This window comes from Pedobacter immunditicola (genome assembly GCF_037482985.1).
GTDB classification, from domain to species: domain Bacteria; phylum Bacteroidota; class Bacteroidia; order Sphingobacteriales; family Sphingobacteriaceae; genus Pedobacter; species Pedobacter immunditicola.
Map to the genome: position 1 here is coordinate 217157 of NZ_JBBHKC010000002.1, position 22679 is coordinate 239835.

At 45.7% G+C, this 22679-nt stretch carries 19 protein-coding genes; all 19 read left to right on the forward strand.

Annotation, left to right across the window (positions count from 1 at the left end; genetic code table 11):
• Positions 1–60 precede the first annotated feature (60 nt).
• The 19 genes from WG905_RS03530 (at position 61) to WG905_RS03620 (ending at position 22655) form a co-directional block, all read left to right on the forward strand.
• Positions 61–1059, forward strand: a complete 999-nt coding sequence (locus WG905_RS03530; RefSeq protein WP_339590321.1) for an SDR family oxidoreductase — start codon at positions 61–63, stop codon at positions 1057–1059.
• A gap of 156 nt (positions 1060–1215) precedes the next feature.
• On the forward strand, positions 1216–2343 hold the full coding sequence (rffA, locus tag WG905_RS03535) for a dTDP-4-amino-4,6-dideoxygalactose transaminase (protein WP_339590322.1): 1128 nt from the start codon (positions 1216–1218) through the stop codon (positions 2341–2343).
• Positions 2340–3791 (forward strand): MOP flippase family protein, encoded by a 1452-nt coding sequence (locus tag WG905_RS03540; RefSeq protein ID WP_339590323.1) that lies wholly within the window; start codon positions 2340–2342, stop codon positions 3789–3791. The genes rffA and WG905_RS03540 overlap by 4 nt, the downstream gene beginning before the upstream one ends.
• A gap of 158 nt (positions 3792–3949) precedes the next feature.
• Positions 3950–5119, forward strand: a complete 1170-nt coding sequence (locus WG905_RS03545; RefSeq protein WP_339590324.1) for a TDP-N-acetylfucosamine:lipid II N-acetylfucosaminyltransferase family protein — start codon at positions 3950–3952, stop codon at positions 5117–5119.
• A gap of 23 nt (positions 5120–5142) precedes the next feature.
• Positions 5143–6042, forward strand: coding sequence for a glycosyltransferase family 2 protein (locus WG905_RS03550; RefSeq protein WP_339590325.1), 900 nt, complete (start codon positions 5143–5145; stop codon positions 6040–6042).
• A gap of 91 nt (positions 6043–6133) precedes the next feature.
• Entirely contained in the window at positions 6134–7390 is a 1257-nt protein-coding gene (locus WG905_RS03555; RefSeq protein ID WP_339590326.1) for a glycosyltransferase family 4 protein, read from the forward strand.
• 67 nt (positions 7391–7457) lie between these two features.
• On the forward strand, positions 7458–7880 hold the full coding sequence (locus WG905_RS03560) for an FAD synthase family protein (RefSeq protein WP_339590327.1): 423 nt from the start codon (positions 7458–7460) through the stop codon (positions 7878–7880).
• A gap of 11 nt (positions 7881–7891) precedes the next feature.
• On the forward strand, positions 7892–8980 hold the full coding sequence (locus tag WG905_RS03565) for an iron-containing alcohol dehydrogenase (protein ID WP_339590328.1): 1089 nt from the start codon (positions 7892–7894) through the stop codon (positions 8978–8980).
• 127 nt (positions 8981–9107) lie between these two features.
• The gene (locus WG905_RS03570) at positions 9108–10367 is read left to right on the forward strand and encodes a CDP-glycerol glycerophosphotransferase family protein (protein ID WP_339590329.1); all 1260 of its coding nucleotides are present in this window, start codon (positions 9108–9110) and stop codon (positions 10365–10367) included.
• 29 nt (positions 10368–10396) lie between these two features.
• Positions 10397–11608, forward strand: a complete 1212-nt coding sequence (locus WG905_RS03575; RefSeq protein WP_339590330.1) for a hypothetical protein — start codon at positions 10397–10399, stop codon at positions 11606–11608.
• Between the two features lie 143 nt (positions 11609–11751).
• Positions 11752–12771 (forward strand): polysaccharide deacetylase family protein, encoded by a 1020-nt coding sequence (locus WG905_RS03580; RefSeq protein WP_339590331.1) that lies wholly within the window; start codon positions 11752–11754, stop codon positions 12769–12771.
• A gap of 35 nt (positions 12772–12806) precedes the next feature.
• Entirely contained in the window at positions 12807–13580 is a 774-nt protein-coding gene (locus tag WG905_RS03585; RefSeq protein ID WP_339590332.1) for a formyl transferase, read from the forward strand.
• Between the two features lie 3 nt (positions 13581–13583).
• Positions 13584–14681: a glycosyltransferase gene (locus WG905_RS03590; protein ID WP_339590333.1), complete on the forward strand. Its 1098-nt coding sequence runs from the start codon at positions 13584–13586 to the stop codon at positions 14679–14681.
• Between the two features lie 84 nt (positions 14682–14765).
• Positions 14766–16088: a glycosyl hydrolase family 28-related protein gene (locus tag WG905_RS03595; protein ID WP_339590334.1), complete on the forward strand. Its 1323-nt coding sequence runs from the start codon at positions 14766–14768 to the stop codon at positions 16086–16088.
• A gap of 15 nt (positions 16089–16103) precedes the next feature.
• On the forward strand, positions 16104–17249 hold the full coding sequence (locus WG905_RS03600) for a glycosyltransferase family 4 protein (RefSeq protein ID WP_339590335.1): 1146 nt from the start codon (positions 16104–16106) through the stop codon (positions 17247–17249).
• A 63-nt stretch (positions 17250–17312) separates the two neighbouring features.
• Positions 17313–17918 carry a sugar transferase gene (locus WG905_RS03605; protein WP_339590336.1) on the forward strand — a complete coding sequence of 202 codons (606 nt, stop codon included), beginning with the start codon at positions 17313–17315 and terminating at the stop codon, positions 17916–17918.
• Between the two features lie 527 nt (positions 17919–18445).
• On the forward strand, positions 18446–19513 hold the full coding sequence (locus tag WG905_RS03610) for an ATP-grasp domain-containing protein (protein ID WP_339590337.1): 1068 nt from the start codon (positions 18446–18448) through the stop codon (positions 19511–19513).
• Positions 19514–19528: 15 nt separating this feature from the next.
• Positions 19529–20659, forward strand: coding sequence for a DegT/DnrJ/EryC1/StrS family aminotransferase (locus tag WG905_RS03615; protein WP_339590338.1), 1131 nt, complete (start codon positions 19529–19531; stop codon positions 20657–20659).
• A 40-nt stretch (positions 20660–20699) separates the two neighbouring features.
• Positions 20700–22655: a polysaccharide biosynthesis protein gene (locus WG905_RS03620; protein ID WP_339590339.1), complete on the forward strand. Its 1956-nt coding sequence runs from the start codon at positions 20700–20702 to the stop codon at positions 22653–22655.
• Positions 22656–22679: the final 24 nt, after the last annotated feature.

Sequence of the window (22679 nt, forward strand, 5' to 3'; positions counted from 1 at the left end):
ATCATATATTCTGGTATTTGTCATAGGATACTTTTAAATTGACGTTTAGAAAATAAAGAGATGTACGAAACTAATTATCATGAAGTAGAATTAAAGGAGAAATCCTTCCTAATTACAGGGGGCGCAGGATTTATAGGGTCTAACCTGGTAGAATATTTACTAAAATATGGGGCGGGGAAGGTCAGGGTGCTGGATAATTTTTCAACCGGCTCGCTGCTTAACCTGGAAAACTTTAAAGCTCACCCTGCTTTTGAATTAATCGAAGGCGATATCAGGAACCCGGAAGATTGCCGGAAAGCTGTGGAGGGGATGGACTACGTTTCTCACCAGGCGGCCCTGGGTTCGGTTCCACGATCCATTAATGATCCGGCAACCACTAATGAGGTTAATATTTCAGGCTTTTTGAATATGCTTGTCGCCGCGAGAGATGCAAAGGTAAAAAGGTTTGTTTATGCGGCAAGCTCAAGTACCTACGGCGATCATCCCGCTCTCCCCAAAGTAGAGGACCAGATTGGCAAACCACTGTCGCCTTATGCGGTCACGAAATACGTCAATGAATTGTATGCAGGGGTATTTTCTCAAACCTACGGTTTCCATACCATAGGTTTAAGGTATTTCAACGTATTTGGGCCGAGACAAAACCCTTCAGGCCCTTATGCTGCCGTTATTCCGCTGTTTATTGAAGCTGCCTTAACGGAGCAAGCCCCTGTAATCAACGGAGATGGCGAAACCAGCCGTGATTTTACTTTTATTGAAAATGCTGTTCAGGCAAATATCAGGGCAATGCTCCTCCCTGCGCTATCAAAAAGTGAAGTGATCAATATCGCCTATGGGGAAAGGACCACCTTAAATGAGTTATGGGATAAGATCGCTGAACATGAAGGACTTACGCTTCGCCCAATTTACAGGGAGGAGAGAAAGGGAGATGTGAAGCACAGTTTAGCGGATATCAGCAAGGCAGCACAACTCCTGAATTATCAACCCAAGGTGTCCGTATTAGCTGGTATTTCCATTGCGCTTCAATGGTACAAACAAAATCTGAAGGTAAAAAATAGTTAATCCATCGCCCCTGCTTCCTGGGGTGCTCGTATAGATCCAATCTATATTTTCATATAAACATTATAGGCTAACACTACACTGCTGCTCTTACGTAGATCGGCAGTGTAGTGGTTGTTATGTAGGTTACCCATCAAATTCACCAGCTAATAGCGCGATATGATACCCTTCAATAAACCTTACTTTACGGGCAACGAAACAAAGTATATTCAATTAGCCGTTGAATCAGGGCAGATCTCAGGTGATGGGATGTATACTAAAAAATGCCATGAGTTTTTCGAGGATAAGTATGGTTTTAAGAAAGTGCTCCTGACCACCTCCTGTACGGATGCATTGGAGATGGCAGCCATTTTAATAGACATTAAGCCGGGCGATGAAGTGATTGTCCCTTCCTATACTTTTGTGAGTACGGTAAATGCCTTTGTTTTACGGGGAGCAAACATTGTTTTCACAGACAGCATGCTTTCCAATCCAAACATGGATGCCACTAAGATCGAAGCATTGATCACCCCTAAAACGAGAGCTATTGTTCCGGTTCATTATGCAGGCGTGGCCTGTGACATGGACATGATCATGGAGATTGCTGAGAAATATAAGTTATTTGTGATTGAAGATGCGGCCCAGGCGGTAGACAGTTATTATAAAGGGCGGCCATTGGGCAGCATCGGCCATCTGGCGGCCTTTTCTTTCCATGAAACAAAAAACATTATTTCCGGGGAAGGCGGGATGCTGGTCATCAATGATGAAAGGTTCATCAAGCGGGCAGAAATTATTCGCGAGAAGGGAACCAACCGGTCTGCATTTTTCAGGGGCGAAGTAGACAAATACGGATGGGTTGATATTGGCTCTTCTTTTTTGCCATCTGATATCATTGCCGCATTTTTATATGCGCAGATTGAGAATTTAGACAAGATCCAAGCCAGGAGGAAAGAAATCTGGAAGCGGTATGACGATGCTTTCAAGGGGCCAGGCTTAGATCACCTGCTGCGCGGGCCCTGCATTCCGGAGTATGCAACCAATAATGGCCATATGTATTACCTGGTCACACAGGGCCTCACGCAAAGGACCAACTTGATTGAGGCCTGCAGGAAAGCCGGCTTTCACCCTGTTTTTCATTATTTATCGCTGCATAAAAGTCCTTTTTATAGCAAAAAGTGTGTTTGCAGAGATTTACCAGTCTCAGATTATTTTTCTGACGCACTAGTCAGGCTGCCCTTTTATTATACGTTAAAAGAAACTGAACAAGATTTCATCACCAGTACGATTATCAACACCCTGACCTCTTGAGTTCCATAAAGAAAATTGTATTACATGGTTTTTTCTGGTCCATTACCAATCAGGTGAGTATAACAATCGCCGGATTGGTGATCTCCGGCGTTTTGTCCCGACTGATCACTCCTGCAGAGTTTGGGATCATCGCTATGGTGAGCTTGGCCACCGGGTTTTTAAATGTGATTAAAGATTTCGGTTTTGGTGCTGCCCTGGTTCAGAAAAAAACCGTATCAGATGATGAATACAGCACGGTTTTTTGGTTCAACCTGATCATTGGTGTTTGTTTAATGATCATTGTTTTCCTGGTATCGCCTTACATCGGCGAATTTTTCAAAGAAAAGCGCGTTGAACAGGTCACGAAAGTACTCTCCGGCACTTTTGTGATCAATGCGATTGGTATCATCTGGAGCAATAAACTGGTGAAAGTACTGGCTTTCAAGCAGATTTTTTACAGAAGTTTTCTTTCCTTGCTATGTGGTGGTGGCATTGCCATTTACCTGGGTTTCAAAGGATTTGGCGTTTGGGCGATTGTCAGTCAAATCTATACGACCTTAATTGTAAACACGATTTTAAACTATTTCCAAATTAAATGGCTGCCGACTTTTACCCTTAAAAAGATTTATATCCGTGAATTAATCAAGTTTGGCTTGCCTTTGTTGGCAGATCAATCCATCAGTTATTGGGCAAGGAATATTGATAACCTGTTAGTTGGCAGGGTTTTAGGGAAAGATGTGCTTGGTTATTATAACAAAGGCTATAATTTGATGCTTCTACCAGTAAGGCAGTTAACAAATACCCTCACCAAGGTTTTGTTTCCATCCTTTTCCTTGATCCAGGACGACCGTGAAAAGATTGCATCAATCTATTTAAAGATTTCCGGAGTGGTGGCCTTTATCGCCTTTCCGTTGATGATGAGTTTGTCGATGTTGGCTGAGCCGCTGATCCTGATTGTCTACGGGGAGAACTGGCGGCCGGTTATTCCTATTTTTAAGGTGTTAAGTATTTTGGGGATGTTCCAGGCATTGGCTGCTTTAAGTGGAAATATTTACCTCGCCTTGGGCAAGCCAAAGTTAATGTTCCAGATCGGCCTGTTTTCACGCACAATCACGATCCTGGGATTGGTGTCCGGCTTATATTATAGTGGGCTGATGGGGATGATTTATGGCTATTGTATCTCTTCGGCCATTATTTTTCTTCCGGAACTGTTCTTCATTGGAAAACTCCTTGAATTGAGTCTCAAAACCATTATTTTTAATTTCATTCCTTATTTACTGATCGCCAATGTCTGTTACTTCAGCATCAGTGCCGTGTTTTCAAAGTTCGATCTGCCACTTGTGCTTGCTTTCCTCATCCCTTTCAGCTGTTTTTTTCTAATGTATTTGATGATCAATTTTTTGATCAAGTCGAAAGCATTTTCAGCCATTCTTTCGCTGGTTAGGGAAAGAAGGTTAGTACAGGGGTAGTGTTACCCGAACTTCGCCGCGTCATACTGACTTTGCCGCGTCATACTGACTTTACCGCGTCATCCCGGGCTCCGTTCCGGGATCCCTTAAATAGATCCCGGAACGGAGTCCGGGATGACGACAAATAATGTCCGGGATGACGACAAATAATGTCCCGGATGACGACAAATACTAATGAAACCCAACGATACACTGTGAAACAACCGAATAAAATGCAATTAAAAAGAGTAGTCAATATCATGCCGGATGATAAGTTTCTGGACTATTACATCGAGATGTCGGAAAGGTTTATGCCGGATGACTCTTCTTATCTGATCATCACTGACCATGAAAAGCCGCGTTTCATTAAAAGTCAGCATCCTTCATTAAGGGTTTTGGCAAAATCAGCTGCAAATTATGAACTGATTACAGCTAATTTAATGGCTACACGTGTGGTCATCTTTCACAGTTTCAAAAACACGATGCATTCCTTTATCCAGCAAATTCCGGCAAGGATAAAAAGAGTCTGGTTGTTCTGGGGGTTTGAAGGCTACAGTGCACTTCCAAAAACCGGCTTGATTGACTGGCATTCGAATTATGCGATGTACGAGCCCAGCTTGAAAGGGGCCTTAAGCTGCCTGTATAACCGGTTCAAAGGGATGCTCATTACGAGGGACAATCAGATCAGCAGGGACATTATCAAACAAATGGATTACTGTGCGACCTGGGTAGATTCCGATTTTCGGATTGCGGCAAGGATTAATCCCGGAATTGAACAGCTGCATTTTAAATATTACACCAATGAACTCATGCACATGGACCAGCTCCCTGTTAAGCCAATCAATTTGGATAGGTTGCTGCTGGGGAATTCTGGGGATCCTACAAATAACCATATTGAAGCATTGCGATACCTGGATAAAATAAATTTTAAAGGAGAAATCATTTGCTCCTTGTCCTATGGCGGTTCCAAACGTTATGTGGAACGCGTGATTGAACTGGGCAAGAAGTTGTTTGGTTCCAGATTTATTCCGTTAAAAACATTTATGCCTTTAAATGAATATCAGGAAACCATCAACAGCTGCGGTTTAATCTGGATGAACCATAAACGACAACAGGCGGCAGGTAACTTACTGGTTTCTTTTCTTTCCAACAAGATCATTATTCTGGATGATGACAACCCCCTTAAACACACTTTCAAAAATTGGGGATTGATATTTTTCTATAAAGAGATCCTGAAAAGTTTAGGTGAAATACCGATAGACAATCTAGTGGAGAACAGAAATATTGTGTTGAATAAAGTGGGTATACAGCATAATGCTCACTTTTTTAAAGTGATCCATAATCTATAAAGCAGCTTCTAATTTCCGGAAACATGAACGAAATATTGGTGTCCATTATCATCCCGTTTTTTAATGCCGCTGCTCATTTCCGCGACACATTGCACTCTATACAATCACAGCGCTTTCAAAACTGGGAATGCATTTGTGTAGATGATGGCTCCACAGACTCCAGCTTTCATATTGCCAGTACAATGGCGCTGTCAGACCAACGGTTCAAAATCTATACAAGGCCAGTGCAGCTGCCCAAAGGGGGGAATAGCTGCCGGAATTATGGTTTCGAGCAGGCCAGGGGCCAATTTATCCAATGGTTTGATGCTGATGACCTCATGAGGCCGGGGATGATCGAAAGAAAAGCAATTGAATTAAAGGCGGATCCGGCCCTTGACTTTGTGGTGTCGAAAGTAGCCGATTTAATAGATGGCGAAGTGATCTGTAAAAAATACGAGATGGACAGCGACAATAGAATCGTGGACTTCTTACAATACAAGATACATTTCTTGACGCCGGGGCCGATGTTCAGGAGAAGTTTCCTGATGGGGAGGCCGCTATTTTCAGTTCTATTAAAAAGACACCAGGAATGGGAGTTTTTCAGCCGTTTATTAATTGAAGGCTGTTCCTACCGGGTGCTTCCGGTTTATTGCAGCATCAGGATCATTCATTCAGAAAGTATCAATGCCACGCATCAAAAGAAAACGCTTCTGGAACGCGCTTATGTTAAATTATATACTGTGGATGTCCTCAATAAAAATACCCAGGACAAAGCCGTAGCTGTTCTTTACCGGATTTACCACCGGTATATGCTGTGGTCTATTTTTCAGTCCCTGGTTAAATTCAAGTTCAAGGAGCTGCAGTTTTTCACCAGGATCTTTGTGGAATTTTCTTTTAAAAGCTTGAAGTTATATCGGTATCGGCAGCAAAAAACCCCGAATTGATAAATAGATCCCGGCACGGGGGCCGGGATGACGACGACGATTTACCGGGACGACGATTAACCTAATGACGACAAAATTATAATAGATAAAGATGAATGTTCTTGTTTTAACTGATGTTCTGCCGGCCCCCGTATTAAGTGGAAAAGCGCGTGAGAACGATGTCTTGATGACCACAGCAGGGTATCACGAAAGTCTGGAGCCTAAGGTCAACTATGTATTTGTATTTGTGGTCAGTTATTCAAACCTGATGTTGTCCTGGGTTTCTCGAAAATGGAAAGAGCTCTACCGGTTTCAGGCATTGGGGAAATATGAAATCGGGGGAAGGGAAGTGGTGATCCTGCCGGTGCCGAACTTCCAGGAGGACGGGCCATTCAAAGGTCTGCTGATTAAAATCGGCTATTACATGAACAGGCGAAAGTTGGGGGAGCTGATCAAAAAGCACCAGATCGATTTGGTACATGCGCATGACATCAAGTTAAATGCAGGGATCGCCTATCACCTTTATAAAGATACCGGAATGCCCTATGTGGTGACCACCAGGAAGTTGGGTAAACTCAAATTGAATAAAACGCTGATCCAATACCTGCGGCGTGCGCAGGCGGTCATCAACCTCGGTTTCAGTCAGCAGGCCCTTGCAGCACCCTATCACCAGCAAAATTATATCATTCCCCATGGGATCGACGGCCGTTTTTTAGCGCAGGAAAAAGACTACGGACGGGAGGAGCAACCGGCACCAGCAGCACCTTTGAAGATCGTATCCCTCTGCAGGCTGCTGAAGTGGAAGAATATTGACCAGGTGTTGTTTGCGCTGGAGCAACTTGACGGTGATTTCATCTATGACATCTATGGGGATGGCCCGGATCTCACAAGGCTGAAAAACATCCTGTCGACTTTGCGTATCCGGGAGAAGGTAAATTTCAAGGGGCATCTTCCCTACGAGCAGGTTCCGCAAACGCTGGTGAGCTATGATCTTTTTGTACTTCCCAGTTACAGGGAAATGTTCGGCCGGGTATACATTGAAGCCATGGCCTGTGGTTTACCGGTCATCGGGGCTAAAAACTGCGGTGTAGATGGCTATGTCGAAAACGGCGTGGAAGGTTTCCTGGTGAACCACCTTGACATTGATGAAATCGCAGCAGCCATTAAAAAGTTCATGAACAATGCAGCGCTGAGAAAGACGATGGGGGAAAACGCGAAAGCTTTATCGGCAGAATTTTCCTGGGAGCAAATTATTAAAAAGATTGATGCCGTTTACCGGCAAAGCCTGGACCCTGCATCGAGCAACAGTTGCATGCCGTCATCCCAGGTTCAGTCATCTTCGGCTCCGTCGTTCCTGGATCCCAATTAGAAGCTTAGAAAGTCGAAAATAGATCCCGGAACGTTGTCCGGGATGACGACCACTTAAACAAAACTCAATGATGGGTAAGAATATATATGTCATCGGCGTTTTTGATCTTTTTCACAAAGGTCATGTAGAATTATTAAAGAAGGCAAGGGCGCTGGGCGACAAGCTCATTGTGGCCATTAATGGTGATGAGATGGTCGCGGATTATAAGCGCAGGCCCTATTTTTCGGAGACCGACAGGCTGGCCTTAATTGAAGCCTGCCGTTATGTGGACGAGGCTTTTATCATCAACGAATACGATAACAAGGCTTATATCCAAAAATACAGCATAGATATCATTGTCCATGGCGATGATTGGGCAAAGGAAAGTTACATGGAGCAAATCAAGGTAGATGAGGCGTTTCTGGAAGCAAATCAAGTAGCCTTATGCCTTTTACCTTATACCAATGGCATCAGCACATCCGATTTAATAAAAAAGATCAAAGAAAGTTAATTCAGGGCATCATGATTTATAAGCAGTTATCCTATCTGCCCATCATTTTCCAGGTAGACGAAAATATTATTGCTGATATCCAGGAATTCCTGGAGCGGAATAAGTTTATTTTCGGCAAGGTGCTGGTTGTTTCCGGTAAATCGCATTCCAAACTCCTGGCCGATCAGGTCATTGCTGACACCGGGTGGGAGGGCTATGTCATCGCTGATAATAGCTTTGGGGAGGTCGACAAGCTCAGGAAGTATGTGGAAGAGGACCGCTATGACCTGATTGTTGCCATCGGGGGCGGCAAAGTATTGGATACGGTGAAAAGAGTGGGTTATCTCACCAATATCAATCACCTTTCGGTGCCTACCATCATCTCGAATGATGGCTTAATCTCACCGATTGCCGTTTTAAAGAACTACAAAGGCAAAACCGAGAGTATTCCGGGGATGATGCCGATGGGGGTGGTCATCGACCTGGAAATCATCCGGAAATCGCCAATCAATTACATCAGGGCAGCATCAGGAGATATCCTTTCCAATATCTCAGCGACCAACGACTGGGTATTGGCTTATAAAAAGAAGAAAGATAACATTAACGATATCGGTTTTCATTTGTCGCGGAGTGCAGCCAATGCCCTATTGTATTTCAACGATATCAACCTGTATTCCAAGCCTTTCCTGCGGATGGTGATCCAGGGGCAGATCAATTCCGGGATAGCGATGTCACTGGCAGGTACCAGCAGGCCATGCAGCGGGAGCGAGCACCTGATTAGTCATGCCATGACCGCCCTGGGGATGTCTGATAATGTGTTGCATGGTATACAAGTGGCCTCCATCAGTTTATTTACCCTATTCCTTCAAAACAAGCTGTTGAATATCCATATCGATTATGCGGTGGCTACAGGAATACCGCTTGATTTTACCACGCTGCTGGAGCGCTCCAGTCTGACAGATTTGAAAATGATCTACCACTTATCGAAGGAAATGCGGCCGGGAAGATATACCGTCCTGGATGAAGTAGATGAGGAAACATTTTTACAGCGGATCCTGGAATACAGGCATCATATTTTGTCCCGAACGCCGTTCGAAGATCCGAATTCATCAATTAACTAGTCATCAAATAGCTCCCGGTCCCGGAACGTGATCCAAAATCTAAATTCATCAATTAACTAGATCCCGGTCCCGGAACGTTGTCCGGGAGGAGCCCGGGGATGACGAAAAACCAAGACGAGAAACAAGCATGAAATACAAAAAATCGATGGTCAGGGCGCTGCGGCTCAAATTTCTGTCTGCGCTCAATAAAATGCTTCCAAAATATAACCGTGTGTTAATTATAGGCTTTCCCAATGTAGAAAGCAGTGCTGTCGCTACGGCCAATTACATTGCATCGCATTACGATATTCCGGTCAGCTATGTGGTCTCTAAAAAGCAGAAAGACGATCCCGGGGGACTATTGTTGCCGGGCGTGAAGGTGATCTCAAGCAATGAGAACAATAAAGCGCAGTTAAGGTTCTTCTGGCAGCTCTTCACCAGTAAGTATCTTTTTTTGACCCATGGCATATTTTTATCCGCCTTTTCCAGGAGGCAGGTGGTCACTAACATCTGGCATGGCATCCTGTATAAAAAGATAGGCCTTTTGATCGGCGGGCGGGCCATCCCTGCCGATGTTACCGTCGGCACTTCGACGCTCACCAGGAAAATGTTTTCGGAGGCATTCGGTGTGCCGGAATCGAAAGTTTTTGTGTCTGGTTACCCAAGAAATGACCAGCTGCTGGAAGGCAAAGCCAAAAAAGCCAAGGTCAGAGCGCAACTGGACACCGGGCTCCAACTCTCTAATGACGCCGAACTTCATCACCATACCCAGGAAAGCGCTCCACATTCTAAAAATCCAGGCCTTAATCAATATCAAAAGGTGCTGATCTGGATGCCGACCTTCCGGAAGAACATGAATAAAGTCGACTGGCAGGACGGGATAGAATCGGGGAACCCATTTTATATAGCGGATTTCGATGTCGTGCGATTCAACCAGATTTTAAGGGAAAATAATTCCTTTTGCCTGGTGAAGCCCCATCCGATGGCGGTTAAATATGCGGCTACCGATAACCTGAGCCATATGGCTTTTATTGATGACCAGTGGATCTCCGACCGTGGCGTTACGCTGTACCAGTTGGTGGGCAGCACTGATGTCCTGATTTCGGATGTATCCTCGGTGGTGATTGACTATTTACTGCTGGATCAGCCCATCCTCTGTGTGAGTACAGATTTTGAGACCTATAAAGAGAACAGGGGTTTTTATTTTGAAGCGATAGAAGAATGGCTGCCAGGGCCGGTGCTGCGCAGTGAGGAAATGTTTTTCAGGGCGCTGGAAGCCGTATTGAAAAGCGGTATGGACGATTACGATGGTAAAAGGAAAAACTTAAAGGAGCGTTTTTTTACGCACCATGATGCCAGGAGCACTGAAAGATTAGTGGAACATGTTTTTAATCACCCCACAAAGTAATTTTTAATCACCCCATAAAGTAGAAAATAATGCTGGATGTTGTTGTCTGTTTCTTCCTGTTGGTTTTGGGCTTAAAAGTGAAGAACTGGTTTACCGGTTTCGATGCTTACGACCGGAAGTTTTTGAATTACCTGTTTTTCTGGCATCTCCTCATTGGTTCAGCCTATTGCTACAATGTTTCAGATGGCACCGGCGATGCCTTTACCTATTGGTTTGCACCACAAAACCAGGGCTGGCCGGTGGTGATGAGCTATATCAACCGGGGATCGGCCTCAGGCTATGTTTATTTACTGAACTATTACCCGGCACACGTCCTGAACCTTTCCTTTTTTACCGGATCGATGCTATATATGGTTTTGGGCTATGTCGGTTTTGTTTACCTGTATAAAATCATCAAAGTTAATGTGCCGCGGTTTTTATACTTGCGGAAGGTGAAAATCCTCTGGATTCCTATATTTCCCTATTTCCTGTTTCTCCCGAATATCCATTACTGGACCAGTGGGATAGGGAAGGATACGCTGCTTTTTTTTAGCGTCGTGATCTTCATGTATGCCTTAGCCAATATCAGGAAGCGCTTTTTATATATTGTGGCTGCTGTTTTAATCAGTATATTCATCAGGCCGCATATCCTTTTATTTTTATGCCTGGCATTTGGAACCGCTGCGGTATTGGATGGAAGGCTCAGAATCTATAAGAAAGTCATCCTGTGCCTGCTCTTCCTTGGCGGCTCCTATTATATGTTTCCCTATGTGGCGAAGTTTGCGAGGATAGACGATCTACAGTCGGAGTCCATCAGTGCCTATTCCAATCAGCACATCACGAAGCTCTCGAAGGCAAGGACCACATCCTCCCTCGATGTCACCAGTTACCCTTATCCGCTGAAGGTCTTTACCTTTTTATTCCGGCCCTTATTCTTTGATTTACCGGGGGCTTTAGCGATGCTGGCCTCTTTGGAAAACCTGCTCTACCTGCTGTTTTTCATCAAGGTGTTGTTCAGTAATCCCCTGGCAGCTTACCGGCTGGCGTCGGTCCCCGTCAAATCGATGGTCGTCTTTTTCATCCTGGGTTCAATCACCTTTCCTTTGATCTTGGGAAACCTGGGGATTATGTTGCGGCAAAAGACGCCCTTCATGATCATGTTCCTAATATTCGGCTTTTTAGTGCTGGTCAGGGCCCAGTTAAAAAAGAAACCCCTCAAGCGAAGAATCCCCCAACCTGTTTTAAGCAATCCGTCTGATTGATTGCTTCGAGCCAAGAATAGAGCAGCTAATTTTAAGCAATTGGTCTCATATTGCCCTAGATCACATGAACAGATTTGAGGTGAAGCCGTTCTTAAACAACCTCCTGATTTAACAACAATCCAACAATCTCTAATATCCCTTTTATGCAATTTGACGGCGGACGCTTTGTGGTGTCTTTAGATTTTGAACTCATGTGGGGCGTCTTTGACAAAAGGACGATCCACGATTACGGCAAGAACATCATTGCGGTCTGGGATGTTATTCCGCGGACTTTAGCTTTATTTGACCAGCATGGTATCTGTGCCACTTTTGCAACAGTCGGTTTCCTGTATGCCGATGGAAAAACCGAGCTTCAAACAATGCTGCCCGACCTCAAGCCCGAGTATACTGAAAAGCAGCTGTCGCCCTACACCAGTTACATCCCTGCGATTGCAAATAATGGAGAAGAAGACCAGTATCATTTTGCGAAGCCCCTGATCCAGTTAATTAAAGGCTATCCGGCACAAGAAATCGGCACTCATACTTTTAGCCATTATTTCTGTCTGGAAGGCGGGCAGGAACCGGCGGCATTCAAAGCAGATTTATCAGCGGCTATCGCGCTTGCGGCAGCAAACGGGATCAAGACCACTTCAATTGTCTTCCCCCGGAACCAGATTAACCCGGAACACCTGGAGATCTGCAGGGAATCAGGGATCAAAGCTTATCGGGGGAACGAGCGCCATTGGATTTACAAAGCCGAGCGACTGGAAAGAAAAAGTGATATCAAGAGAGGCCTGCGTTTGTTGGATACTTATATCAACCTTTCGGGCCATCACTGTTACCCTTTAAACTATCCAGAGAACAAGGTTCCTGTCGAGTTCCCGATCGATATTCCTTCCAGCAGGTTTTTAAGGCCATATTCCCCCAAGCTAAAGGTATTTGAGGAGCTGAAGCTGAACAGGATCAAAAATGCGATGACCTATGCAGCGAAGCACAAGCAACTCTACCATTTATGGTGGCATCCCCATAATTTCGGGAGCCATACCAATGAGAATTTCCTGTTCCTGGAAAAGATCTTAAAGCATTACGTGCAGCTCCATAAACAATACAACTTCAGCAGTATCACCATGTCCGGCTTAGCCAAAGCGTTTGAAAATTGCCCATGCTCGCATCATCACCGTTAAAACTATGATATACTGATGAAAACTAACCTTTGAAAATGAAACCTCAAAAGATTGTTATTTTAGCCGGGAAGGGCAAATCGTCCTATATACTTTATAATGCTTTGCGGCAGGAATTTCAGATCCATTCCATCATCCTGGAGGAAGGAACGCCCACCTCAGTCTTTCTCAAAAGGCGGCTCAAGAAACTGGGGCTGTTCAAAGTTTCGGGGCAAATCCTGTTTAAAGTACTGGCCTTGCCGCTGATCCAATTGGAAAGCCGCAAAAGGTACCGGGAATTATGGAACAGCTTTGGCTTTGACACGACTTTAGATCCGGCAAAAGATCCCGTTGAATATGTAGATTCCGTGAATTCAAAGCAGACGCTGGCGCTTTTAAAAGCCATTGAACCCGATTTGGTAATCGTGAACGGTACGCGGATCATTTCCAAGAACGTGCTCCAAAATATACCCTGCAAATTTATCAATACCCATGTGGGCATCACCCCAAAATACAGGGGGGTACACGGTGCCTATTGGGCACTGGTTAACAATGATCCGGAAAACTGCGGGGTCACGGTACATTTCGTAGACCAGGGGATCGATACCGGGCAGGTCATTTACCAGGAAAACATCCGGCCGACCGTGAAAGACACCTTTGTCACCTATCCCTTGCTGCAGTTGAACGTAGGAATTGGCCTCGTCAAAAAAGCTGTTTCCGCGGTGCTGGAAGGGGCTGTTGATGTTAAAAAGCCAGGTCTGGAAAGTAAGTTATGGTCCCACCCCACGCTGATCGATTATTTGAAGTTCCGATTATTAAAACAAGTGAAATAATTTATGAAGATCCTACATTATATCAACGGGCTCAGCACGGGCGGTGCCGAAAAGCTATTGACGGATATCCTGCCCTTGATGAAGCAAAGCGGACATGAAGTACATCTTTTACTCAGCAACAATAACACCGAGGTTAAAAAATATTATGACCTCATTCAGGAAGGTGGCGTACCCATCAAGCGATTAAATAAGGCGAATTTTAATCCGTTCCAGGTGATTCACTTGATCCGGATTTTACGGAAGGAGCAATTTGATATTGTCCATGCCCATTTATTTCCCTCGCAATACTGGCTGGCCATCGCGTCCTGGTTTAAGCCACCCCAAACCCGGTTAGTGAAGAGCGAGCATAACATTTTCAACAACCGGCGGAAATATAAAATCCTGAAGCTGATCGAACGCCTGGTATATAGCCGTTATGCGATGGTGATTTCCATTACGGAAGCGGTAGATGCAAATCTGCTCAGCTGGTTACGGAATGTGAGGACGGTTGTGATCCATAACGGAGTCAATTTAAAACAGATCGCTGCGGAAAGGGTGCTGGGGATGCAGGTCAATTATGAATTTTTAAAGCCGGGGCATTTTAACATCCTGATGGTGGGCCGGTTCAGCGGAGCGAAGGACCAGAACACCTTAATCCAGGCGATGCAGTACTTGCCGGCGCATTTCCATCTTTTTTTAGCCGGCCGTGGCCCATTGGTAGAAGTTACAAAACAATTCACCGAAAGTCTGGGTTTAAGGGAGAGGGTACATTTTCTAGGGATGCGCATGGATGTCTATAGTTTGATGAATAAGGTAGACCTCAACGTCTTATCCACTCATTTTGAGGGTTTATCAGGCGTTGCCTTGGAGTCATTAGCCTCCGGGAAACCATTCATTGGATCTGATGTGCCCGGCGTGAACAATATCGTACCCGATCCCCGTTTTTTATTCCCCAATAAGCAGCCTGAGTTGCTGGCCAAAAAGATTATAGCGATTTCCGCAGATCCGGAACTGTCTCATGAGATGGTGAAGACCGCGCAGGCCTATGTTGCCCGATATGATATCCCGCTGATGTGTGAAAAATATTTAGAAGTTTATCAAAGCGTATTGAATGATGGTTGATCGTCATCCCGGGCCCAAAATCCGGCATGACGTGCACAAAATCCGGCATGACGCGCACTACGCTGATGACGAAAAAAAACGAAGATGAAAGCAATTTACTTAACTCTATTTCTCCTCTTTCAAACCGCTGCGCTTGTCTTGGGGCAATACAAGACGGTGAATGTCAAATCCTATGGCGCTAAAGGCGATGGAAAAAGCAATGATTATCCGGCATTGAAAAAAGCAGTGGCACAAATCAATGCGCAGAAAGGGGGCTTATTGTATTTCCCGCCGGGCACTTATTACCTTGATGTTTACCATCAAGGCAAGAAAAGTGTGGACACTACCGATTTGGAATTTAAATACTGTGACGGGCTGCGGATTTACGGGGAGAAAGCCACTATCGCTGTAAAGGGGGATATCCACCGGAAGGTTACCCGTAAAAATGCGAACCACACTTTCAGCAGCATTACGGCGATCACACCGATCAAGCTCAGCTATTGTAAAAACGTGACGATTGAAGGATTAACGCTGGATGGGAATGTGGACCAGATGAGCAAAGACAAAAAGGTAAATGAAAGCGGGGGACACCTGATCTTCATCAATCGGTCAGAAAACGTAAAGCTCAAAAACCTGAATATCCATCATGCGCAGACCGACGGCATCTATATCCGGAACCATTCAAAAAATGTGACCGGCGAAAATCTAGTTTCCTCCAATAATGCCAGGCAGGGGATGTCGATCATCCAGTTAGAGAAAGGCGTTTTCAACAATTGTAAATTCATCAATACAGGCATCACGGGAGGGAAATACGGTCGGCATGCGCCAAGTGGAGGTGTGGATATCGAGCCGAATAGGCAAACCGAGCGTGTTGTGGACATCCAGTTCAACAACTGCACTTTTGCGAACAACCGGGGACCGCAGTTGCTGGTGTCACATCCGGCTACTTCCAGGCAGATTGTGTTAAGATCCTGCAAATTCGTGGCGGATAAAAACAGCAACCGGCTGGGGGTGTTGGTGAATGCGAAGGAGGTGCTGTTCGAAGATTGCCATTTTGACCTGGGGAAAGCGAATATTTATCCCGCCCGGAAGGCCGGAACGAGCAGTGTGTTCAGAAATTGTGTGATCCGAAGCAGCAGCAGCGGTTTCATCGCTGTCAACAAAGGAACAGAACGCTCGGTGGTCATCGATCGGTGTACCCTGGAATATACAGGTAAAGCTAAAATCAGCAGTTATTTCCCGTATATCAATATGACAAATATGGTCTTTACCAATAACACCATCAAAGTGCCTTCCCAATACTATAAAGCATCGGGCGTCTCCGGTATGGTCATGAATTCGAAGAAAGTTTCGGGCAATAAATATCAAAGTAATGGAAGGGAAGTGCAGCGACAACTATCCGTGAAAGGATCAAGGGTTACAAATTAGCAGGATGCAAGCGTGATGAAGAAACTGATCAGAATTACCACCGTTCCCAACTCATTGGAAAGGTTACTCGAACACCAGTTGGGTTATATGCAGCAATACTATGCTGTAACGGCGATCTCCTCCAATGCAGAAAGGTTACAGCAGGTCAGCGAGAAAGAAGGCGTATCGGTGTATGCGGTGGAACTCACCCGGCAAATCACCCCCTTTGCAGACCTTAAAGCGCTGTACAAATTATACAAGTACCTCCGAAAAGAAAAGCCTGCGATCGTCCACACCCATACGCCCAAAGCAGGAACCATCGGGATGCTGGCCGCCTTTCTCGCCGGAGTCCCCCACCGGCTGCATACCGTGGCAGGGCTACCCTTACTGGAAAGCCGGGGGAGGAAAAGGACCTTACTTAATTTCGTTGAAAAGCTGACCTATGCCTGTTCAACGAAGGTCTACCCGAATTCCCATGCCTTGTCGGACATCATTGTAAAAAATGGCTTTTGCAAAAAAGGTAAAGTAAAAGTGATCGGGAACGGGAGTTCCAATGGCATCAACACCGCGAGGTTTAACCCGGCCCTGTACGCCGCGGAGCATAAAGCAGCTTTAAGAAATGAACTTCAGATCCCGGAAAACGCCCTTGTCTTTATCTATGTGGGGCGGCTGGTCAAAGATAAGGGCATCAATGAACTGGTGAGTGCATTTAAGACCGTCAACCAACTTTATCCGCATACCCGGCTGATTTTGGTAGGCGTGCAGGAGCCCGAATTGGATCCCTTAGCACCCCATACGCTGGCGGAAATCAACAGCAATACCCACATTATCTCAACAGGGTTCCAGGCGGATGTGCGGCCCTATTTTGCCATCAGCGATGTACTGACCTTCCCCAGTTACCGGGAGGGTTTCCCGAATGTGGTGATGCAGGCCGGTGCCATGGGCTTACCCTGTATCGTTACCGATATCAATGGCTGCAATGAAATCATCACAGCGCATGTCAACGGCTTAATTATCCCAGTCAAAGACAGTGCAGCCTTATGTGCGGCGATGCTGAGCCTTCTGGTCAATAAAGAAGTGATGCAAAAGCTACAAGCCAATGCCCGGGCGATTATTGTGGAGAAATACGAACAGCAGCTGGTTTGGGATGCTTTGCTGGAGGAGTATAAGGCGCTGGCATAACGATCAAGAATCATTCAATTTCCAATCAAAATAGATCCCGGAACTAATCCGGGATGACGATGTATGTATCAGAAATATTTCAAGCACCTTATCGATTTTATGGTTGCTTTCCTTGCGCTTTTCATTTTAAGTCCGTTACTGCTGGCTGTCACCCTGTGTCTTTTTATAGCCAACCGGGGGAACCCTTTTTTCCTGCAGCCACGGCCGGGGAAGGGGGAGCAGTTATTCCAGATCATCAAGTTCAAGACGATGACCGACAGGCGCGATGACAGGGGTGTGCTGTTGCCGGATGGGGAACGGATCACCTGGATTGGGGGTGTCATCCGGAAGCTTTCTATTGATGAACTTCCCCAACTGGTCAACATCCTGCGGGGCGAAATGAGCTTTGTTGGTCCGCGGCCCCTATTGCCTAAGTACATTCCCCTGTACACGGCAGCGCAGCGGCGTCGGCATGACGTTAAGCCGGGGATCACGGGGCTGGCGCAGGTAAACGGGCGGAACAGCATCAGCTGGACAGAGAAATTCAGGTACGATGTTCAGTATGTGGACGAGCTGAGTCCGGGGCTGGATTTCAAGATCTTTTGTCTGACGGTGGTGAAGGTCATCCGGAAGGAAGGCGTGAACCAGAGCGTATCCCGGCCAATGCAGCCGTTTAATGGAAACAATTAAGCTACAATCGTCACTCGGGCTGCGATCGTCATCCCGGGCTCCGTTCCGGGATCCCGTAACGACGAACACCTGATAGTTTCCCTTAATAAGTTTCCTACTAAAATAATAAAATAACTAAATATAATTAATACGTTTTTACATAGAATATTAATTATTGCTATTTCAAACACTTGTTTCTTCAAATATTCCATTATTTTGTAAATTGTTAATAATCAATCAAAACATTAGTATCAGCTGAATGTTGAACCAGTATTAGAAACAAGTTAATGACAGCATTTCTAATGAGATCCCGGAACGGAGTCCGGGATGACGTAACCAGCTGAATGTTGAACCAGTATTAGAAACAAGTTAATGACAGCATTCTAATGAGATCCCGGAACGGAGTCCGGGATGACGTAACCAGCTGAATGTTGAACCAGTATTAGAAACAAGTTAATGACAGCATTTCTAATGAGATCCCGGAACGGAGTCCGGGATGACGGAAGCCCACGAAGCAACAAACGAAACGAAATAAATTAAATGGTGATATGAAGAAGATTTTAGTAACAGGGGTAGGCGGTCCGACACCCCGATCTTTTGTGAGAGCCATCAAGATGTTCGGCGGTGCAGCAGCGTCGGATTATGAATTTATAGGCGTGGATTGTAACCCCCTGGCTTATGGGCTGTATGATAAAACGTTATTCAGCAAAGGGCTCATTGTACCGCCTGCGCACAATATATATTACTGGGACAAGATCAACGAGGTGATCGAAGCCCATGGCATTGAGGGGGCGATCATCCTTCCCGAGATTGAGGTGATTGAGTGGGCTAAAAACCATTCCCAATTAAACAAATCCATCCATCTGCATTTACCCAGCCATGCCCTGTCACTGGTGCTTACCGATAAACATGCCTTGCATGAACACCTGAGCGGCACCGGCCTGATTCCAAAATATTACCCGCTTGATCCGGTGTATTACGACTATCAGCAGCTCGTGGCGCAGGTGGGCAGGCCTTTCTGGATCAGGAGCACCTCAGGTTCCAGCGGACTGGGCTCTTTAAAGATCAAGGAGGAGGCCGAATTGCAGCAATGGATCTCGATCAATCCAGGGATCAAGGAGTACCTGGCGACAGAATACCTTCCCGGGCGTAACCTGGCCTGTAAACTTTTGTATTATAACGGTAAGCTGCAGCGGACGGCCTGTGCAGAGCGTGTCCATTACATTATGGCGAAAGTCGCTCCATCCGGCATCACGGGCAATACGTCCTTTGGGCGCTTACTCAACTCTCCTGAACTGGTGAGGGTGGCAGAGCAGGCTCTGGTGCACATTGCCACGAAATACAACAGCGGTTTGAACGGCATTTTTACGGTCGACTTTAAAGAAGCAGCAGATGGAAAGCCGAAGATCACCGAGGTGAACATCAGGCATGTTGCCTTTACATCCTCGCTGGCCGCAGGCGGCGCAAACCTGCCTTTGGACACGCTGAACTTTATGTTCGGTCAGCAGCCAGCAGACCAGGCGGCAGTCCATTACCAATTTGAGGATGACCTTGTGTTTTTAAGAGACGTCGATGCAGATCCCATTGTGATGAAAGAATCAGATTTATTTAAGTAAGAAATGGAGTGTTACATGAATCCGAAGATATGGCTCTCCTCTCCCCACATGGGAGGCACAGAGCAGAAATACATTACAGAAGCCTTTGAATCCAACTGGATTGCTCCCCTGGGGCCCCATGTAGATCGTTTTGAGTTAAATCTGGCGGCCTATACCCATATCCCTTATGCTGCGGCTCTAAGTTCAGGCACCGCAGGACTTCACCTTGCCCTGATCATGCTGGGCGTTAAACCCGGCGACGAGGTCATTTGCCAATCCCTGACTTTCTCTGCGAGCGCCAATCCCATTGCCTATTTAGGCGCATTGCCTGTATTTATAGACAGCGAAAAAACGACCTGGAACATGTGTCCGGACTTATTGCAGATTGCCATTGAAGACCGGATCAAAAAGGGGAAGAAACCTGCAGCCATTATCCCGGTACATTTATATGGGATGCCGGCGCAGATGGATAAGATCATGGCGATCGCTGAGCGGTATGAGATTCCGGTGGTGGAGGATGCGGCGGAGGCTTTGGGATCAAAGCTGAACGGTAAATCCATGGGTAGTTTCGGGACGATGGGTATCTTCTCTTTCAACGGAAACAAGATCATCACCACTTCGGGGGGCGGCGCCCTGCTGTCCAGTAAAAGCTACTATGTAGAGAAGGCAAGATTCCTGGCAACACAGGCGCGGGACCCGGCACCCCATTACCAACATAGCCAGATCGGGTACAATTACCGGATGAGCAATATCTCGGCGGGGCTGGGCTGCGGGCAGATGGAGGTGCTTGATATGCACATTGAAAAGCACCGATCCAATTTTGAAACTTACAAAGATGCATTTTCGGGAATCAAGGGTTTGAGCCTATTGGATGAACCAGCCGGTTATTTCTCAAATCGTTGGTTGAGCACACTTTATATCGATCCCGGGCAAACTGACGGCGTTTGTAAGGAGGAGGTGATCGAGGCGCTGGGGAATGATAATATAGAATGCAGGCCTTTGTGGAAACCGATGCATTTGCAGCCGGTCTTCAAACAGAGTCCTTCTTACCTGAATGGGACGGCCGATGATTTGTTCCAGCATGGCATGTGTATCCCATCTGGATCAAATCTTTCCGATGAAGATCTGGAAAGGGTGATTGAGGGGGTTAAAAAGTGCTTTGATTGAAATTGGTTCAATTATTGTTGATCCCCCGTTCTGAAGGATTATGAAAGGAATATTTTCGAAAATTGAAATTGTACCCCGATGGATCATCTTTTTGATTGATATCGGCCTGAGTGTTTTCGCTTTAATTTTGGCGAAGCTCTTAAAGTATAACCTCATTATTGGGGATATCGACATGCTCGCGCTTTACAAGTCGATTATGGTTGTGGTGGTTGTCAACGCCCTGGTGTTTGCAGGCTTTAAAACCTATGCAGGGATCGTGAGGTACACCTCCAGCCAGGATTCGTTCCGCATCCTGACCTCCATCGTCATCAGTTCCTTCTTTATTTTCGCGGCCAACACCTTGACAATGTCGTTCAGCGGCACTTCGCTGATGAGTACCGTGACTATCATTATCTATACCCTTTTCAGCTTTTTATTCCTGATCACCTACCGGATCCTGGTCAAATACCTCTTTATGTATGCCAAAAACATGAGCCTGCACAAGGTGAGTGTGATCATTTATGGTGCGGGCGATGCCGGTTTAGCGACCAAAAGGGCATTTAATGATGATACCAAAATCAACAAGCGTATTGTGGCCTTCGTTGATGATGACCTGCGTAAAGTAGGAAAAATGATTGAAGGAACAAAGATCTTAAACGCCAGTGGCCTGGATAAGCTGATTTTAAAAGGTAAATTCGATGAACTTGTTTTCGCCAGTTACACCATCCCGTTGGAGCGCAAGAACCAGATCGTTGACTTATGTCTTTCGCGGCAGATCAAGGTGTTAAATATCCCACCGGCAGATGTATGGAGCAATGGACATGTAAAAACCACCCAGATCCAGAACATCAATATCGAAGACCTATTGGACCGCAGGCAAATCCAGATTGATTTCGAGCGGATCCAGGACGAGCTTAAAGGCAAAACCATTTTAATTACGGGCGCTGCGGGTTCTATCGGCAGTGAAATCATCAGGCAGCTGATGAAGTTTGAGGCAGGCTTGATCCTGATGTGCGATCAAAGTGAAACCGGCCTTCATAATTTATATTTAGAATTAGAGGAGCGTTACGGCAATAAAAACTTCCAGGCTTTTATGGGCGATGTGAAGGACAAACAAAGGATGGAATACATGTTCCAACTTTTCAAGCCACACTATGTTTATCATGCAGCCGCCTATAAACATGTGCCGATGATGGAAGACAATCCTGCGGAGGCGATCAAGACCAATGTTTCGGGTACAAAAACTGTTGCAGACCTCAGTATCAAATATGGGGTCAGTAAGTTTGTGATGATCTCCACCGATAAAGCGGTCAATCCGACCAATATCATGGGGGCCTCGAAACGGATTGCAGAGATTTATGTACAGTCACTGAACAATTCACTCAACAGCAGGTCGGTTATTTTCCAGAACGGTTTAAGTTATTTGAATAACCCGGACATCAAACCCATTACGAAGTTTATCACCACCAGGTTTGGGAATGTATTGGGTTCCAACGGATCGGTGATCCCGCGGTTTAAGCAGCAAATTGAAAAAGGCGGGCCGGTTACGGTCACCCATCCGGATATCACTCGTTATTTCATGACCATTCCTGAAGCCTGTCGTCTGGTATTGGAAGCCGGTTGTATGGGGAGGGGCGGTGAGATCTTTATTTTCGACATGGGCAGCTCGGTGAAGATTGTGGACCTTGCCAAAAGGATGATCCACCTCGCAGGACTGGTCCCGAACAAAGACATCAAGATCATCTTTTCCGGTTTAAGACCCGGCGAGAAATTATATGAAGAGTTATTGAACGACAATGAAAACACGATGGCTACCCACCATGAAAAGATCATGATCGCCAAGGTCCGTGAATATGTATTCAATGCGGTGGAAACCGACGTTTCTGCCTTACTATCCCATGCCAGTGCAAATGACAACCACAAGGTGGTGATGCAGATGAAAAAGATCCTACCTGAATATAAAAGTAAAAATTCAAAGTTCGAAGAATATGACCACCTGATCGAACAAAATTATTAATTTAGCGCCCATTTAAGAAATATG

Excerpts from the sequence above, each read along its gene's own strand:
- WG905_RS03530 (WP_339590321.1), top strand. The coding sequence starts at position 61 with ATGTACGAAACTAATTATCATGAAGTAGAATTAAAGGAGAAATCCTTC.
- rffA (WP_339590322.1), top strand. The coding sequence starts at position 1,216 with ATGATACCCTTCAATAAACCTTACTTTACGGGCAACGAAACAAAGTAT.
- WG905_RS03545 (WP_339590324.1), top strand. The coding sequence starts at position 3,950 with ATGACGACAAATACTAATGAAACCCAACGATACACTGTGAAACAACCG.
- WG905_RS03550 (WP_339590325.1), top strand. The coding sequence starts at position 5,143 with ATGAACGAAATATTGGTGTCCATTATCATCCCGTTTTTTAATGCCGCT.
- WG905_RS03555 (WP_339590326.1), top strand. The coding sequence starts at position 6,134 with ATGAATGTTCTTGTTTTAACTGATGTTCTGCCGGCCCCCGTATTAAGT.
- WG905_RS03560 (WP_339590327.1), top strand. The coding sequence starts at position 7,458 with ATGATGGGTAAGAATATATATGTCATCGGCGTTTTTGATCTTTTTCAC.
- WG905_RS03565 (WP_339590328.1), top strand. The coding sequence starts at position 7,892 with ATGATTTATAAGCAGTTATCCTATCTGCCCATCATTTTCCAGGTAGAC.
- WG905_RS03570 (WP_339590329.1), top strand. The coding sequence starts at position 9,108 with ATGAAATACAAAAAATCGATGGTCAGGGCGCTGCGGCTCAAATTTCTG.
- WG905_RS03575 (WP_339590330.1), top strand. The coding sequence starts at position 10,397 with ATGCTGGATGTTGTTGTCTGTTTCTTCCTGTTGGTTTTGGGCTTAAAA.
- WG905_RS03580 (WP_339590331.1), top strand. The coding sequence starts at position 11,752 with ATGCAATTTGACGGCGGACGCTTTGTGGTGTCTTTAGATTTTGAACTC.
- WG905_RS03585 (WP_339590332.1), top strand. The coding sequence starts at position 12,807 with ATGAAACCTCAAAAGATTGTTATTTTAGCCGGGAAGGGCAAATCGTCC.
- WG905_RS03590 (WP_339590333.1), top strand. The coding sequence starts at position 13,584 with ATGAAGATCCTACATTATATCAACGGGCTCAGCACGGGCGGTGCCGAA.
- WG905_RS03595 (WP_339590334.1), top strand. The coding sequence starts at position 14,766 with ATGAAAGCAATTTACTTAACTCTATTTCTCCTCTTTCAAACCGCTGCG.
- WG905_RS03600 (WP_339590335.1), top strand. The coding sequence starts at position 16,104 with ATGAAGAAACTGATCAGAATTACCACCGTTCCCAACTCATTGGAAAGG.
- WG905_RS03605 (WP_339590336.1), top strand. The coding sequence starts at position 17,313 with ATGTATCAGAAATATTTCAAGCACCTTATCGATTTTATGGTTGCTTTC.
- WG905_RS03610 (WP_339590337.1), top strand. The coding sequence starts at position 18,446 with ATGAAGAAGATTTTAGTAACAGGGGTAGGCGGTCCGACACCCCGATCT.
- WG905_RS03615 (WP_339590338.1), top strand. The coding sequence starts at position 19,529 with ATGAATCCGAAGATATGGCTCTCCTCTCCCCACATGGGAGGCACAGAG.
- WG905_RS03620 (WP_339590339.1), top strand. The coding sequence starts at position 20,700 with ATGAAAGGAATATTTTCGAAAATTGAAATTGTACCCCGATGGATCATC.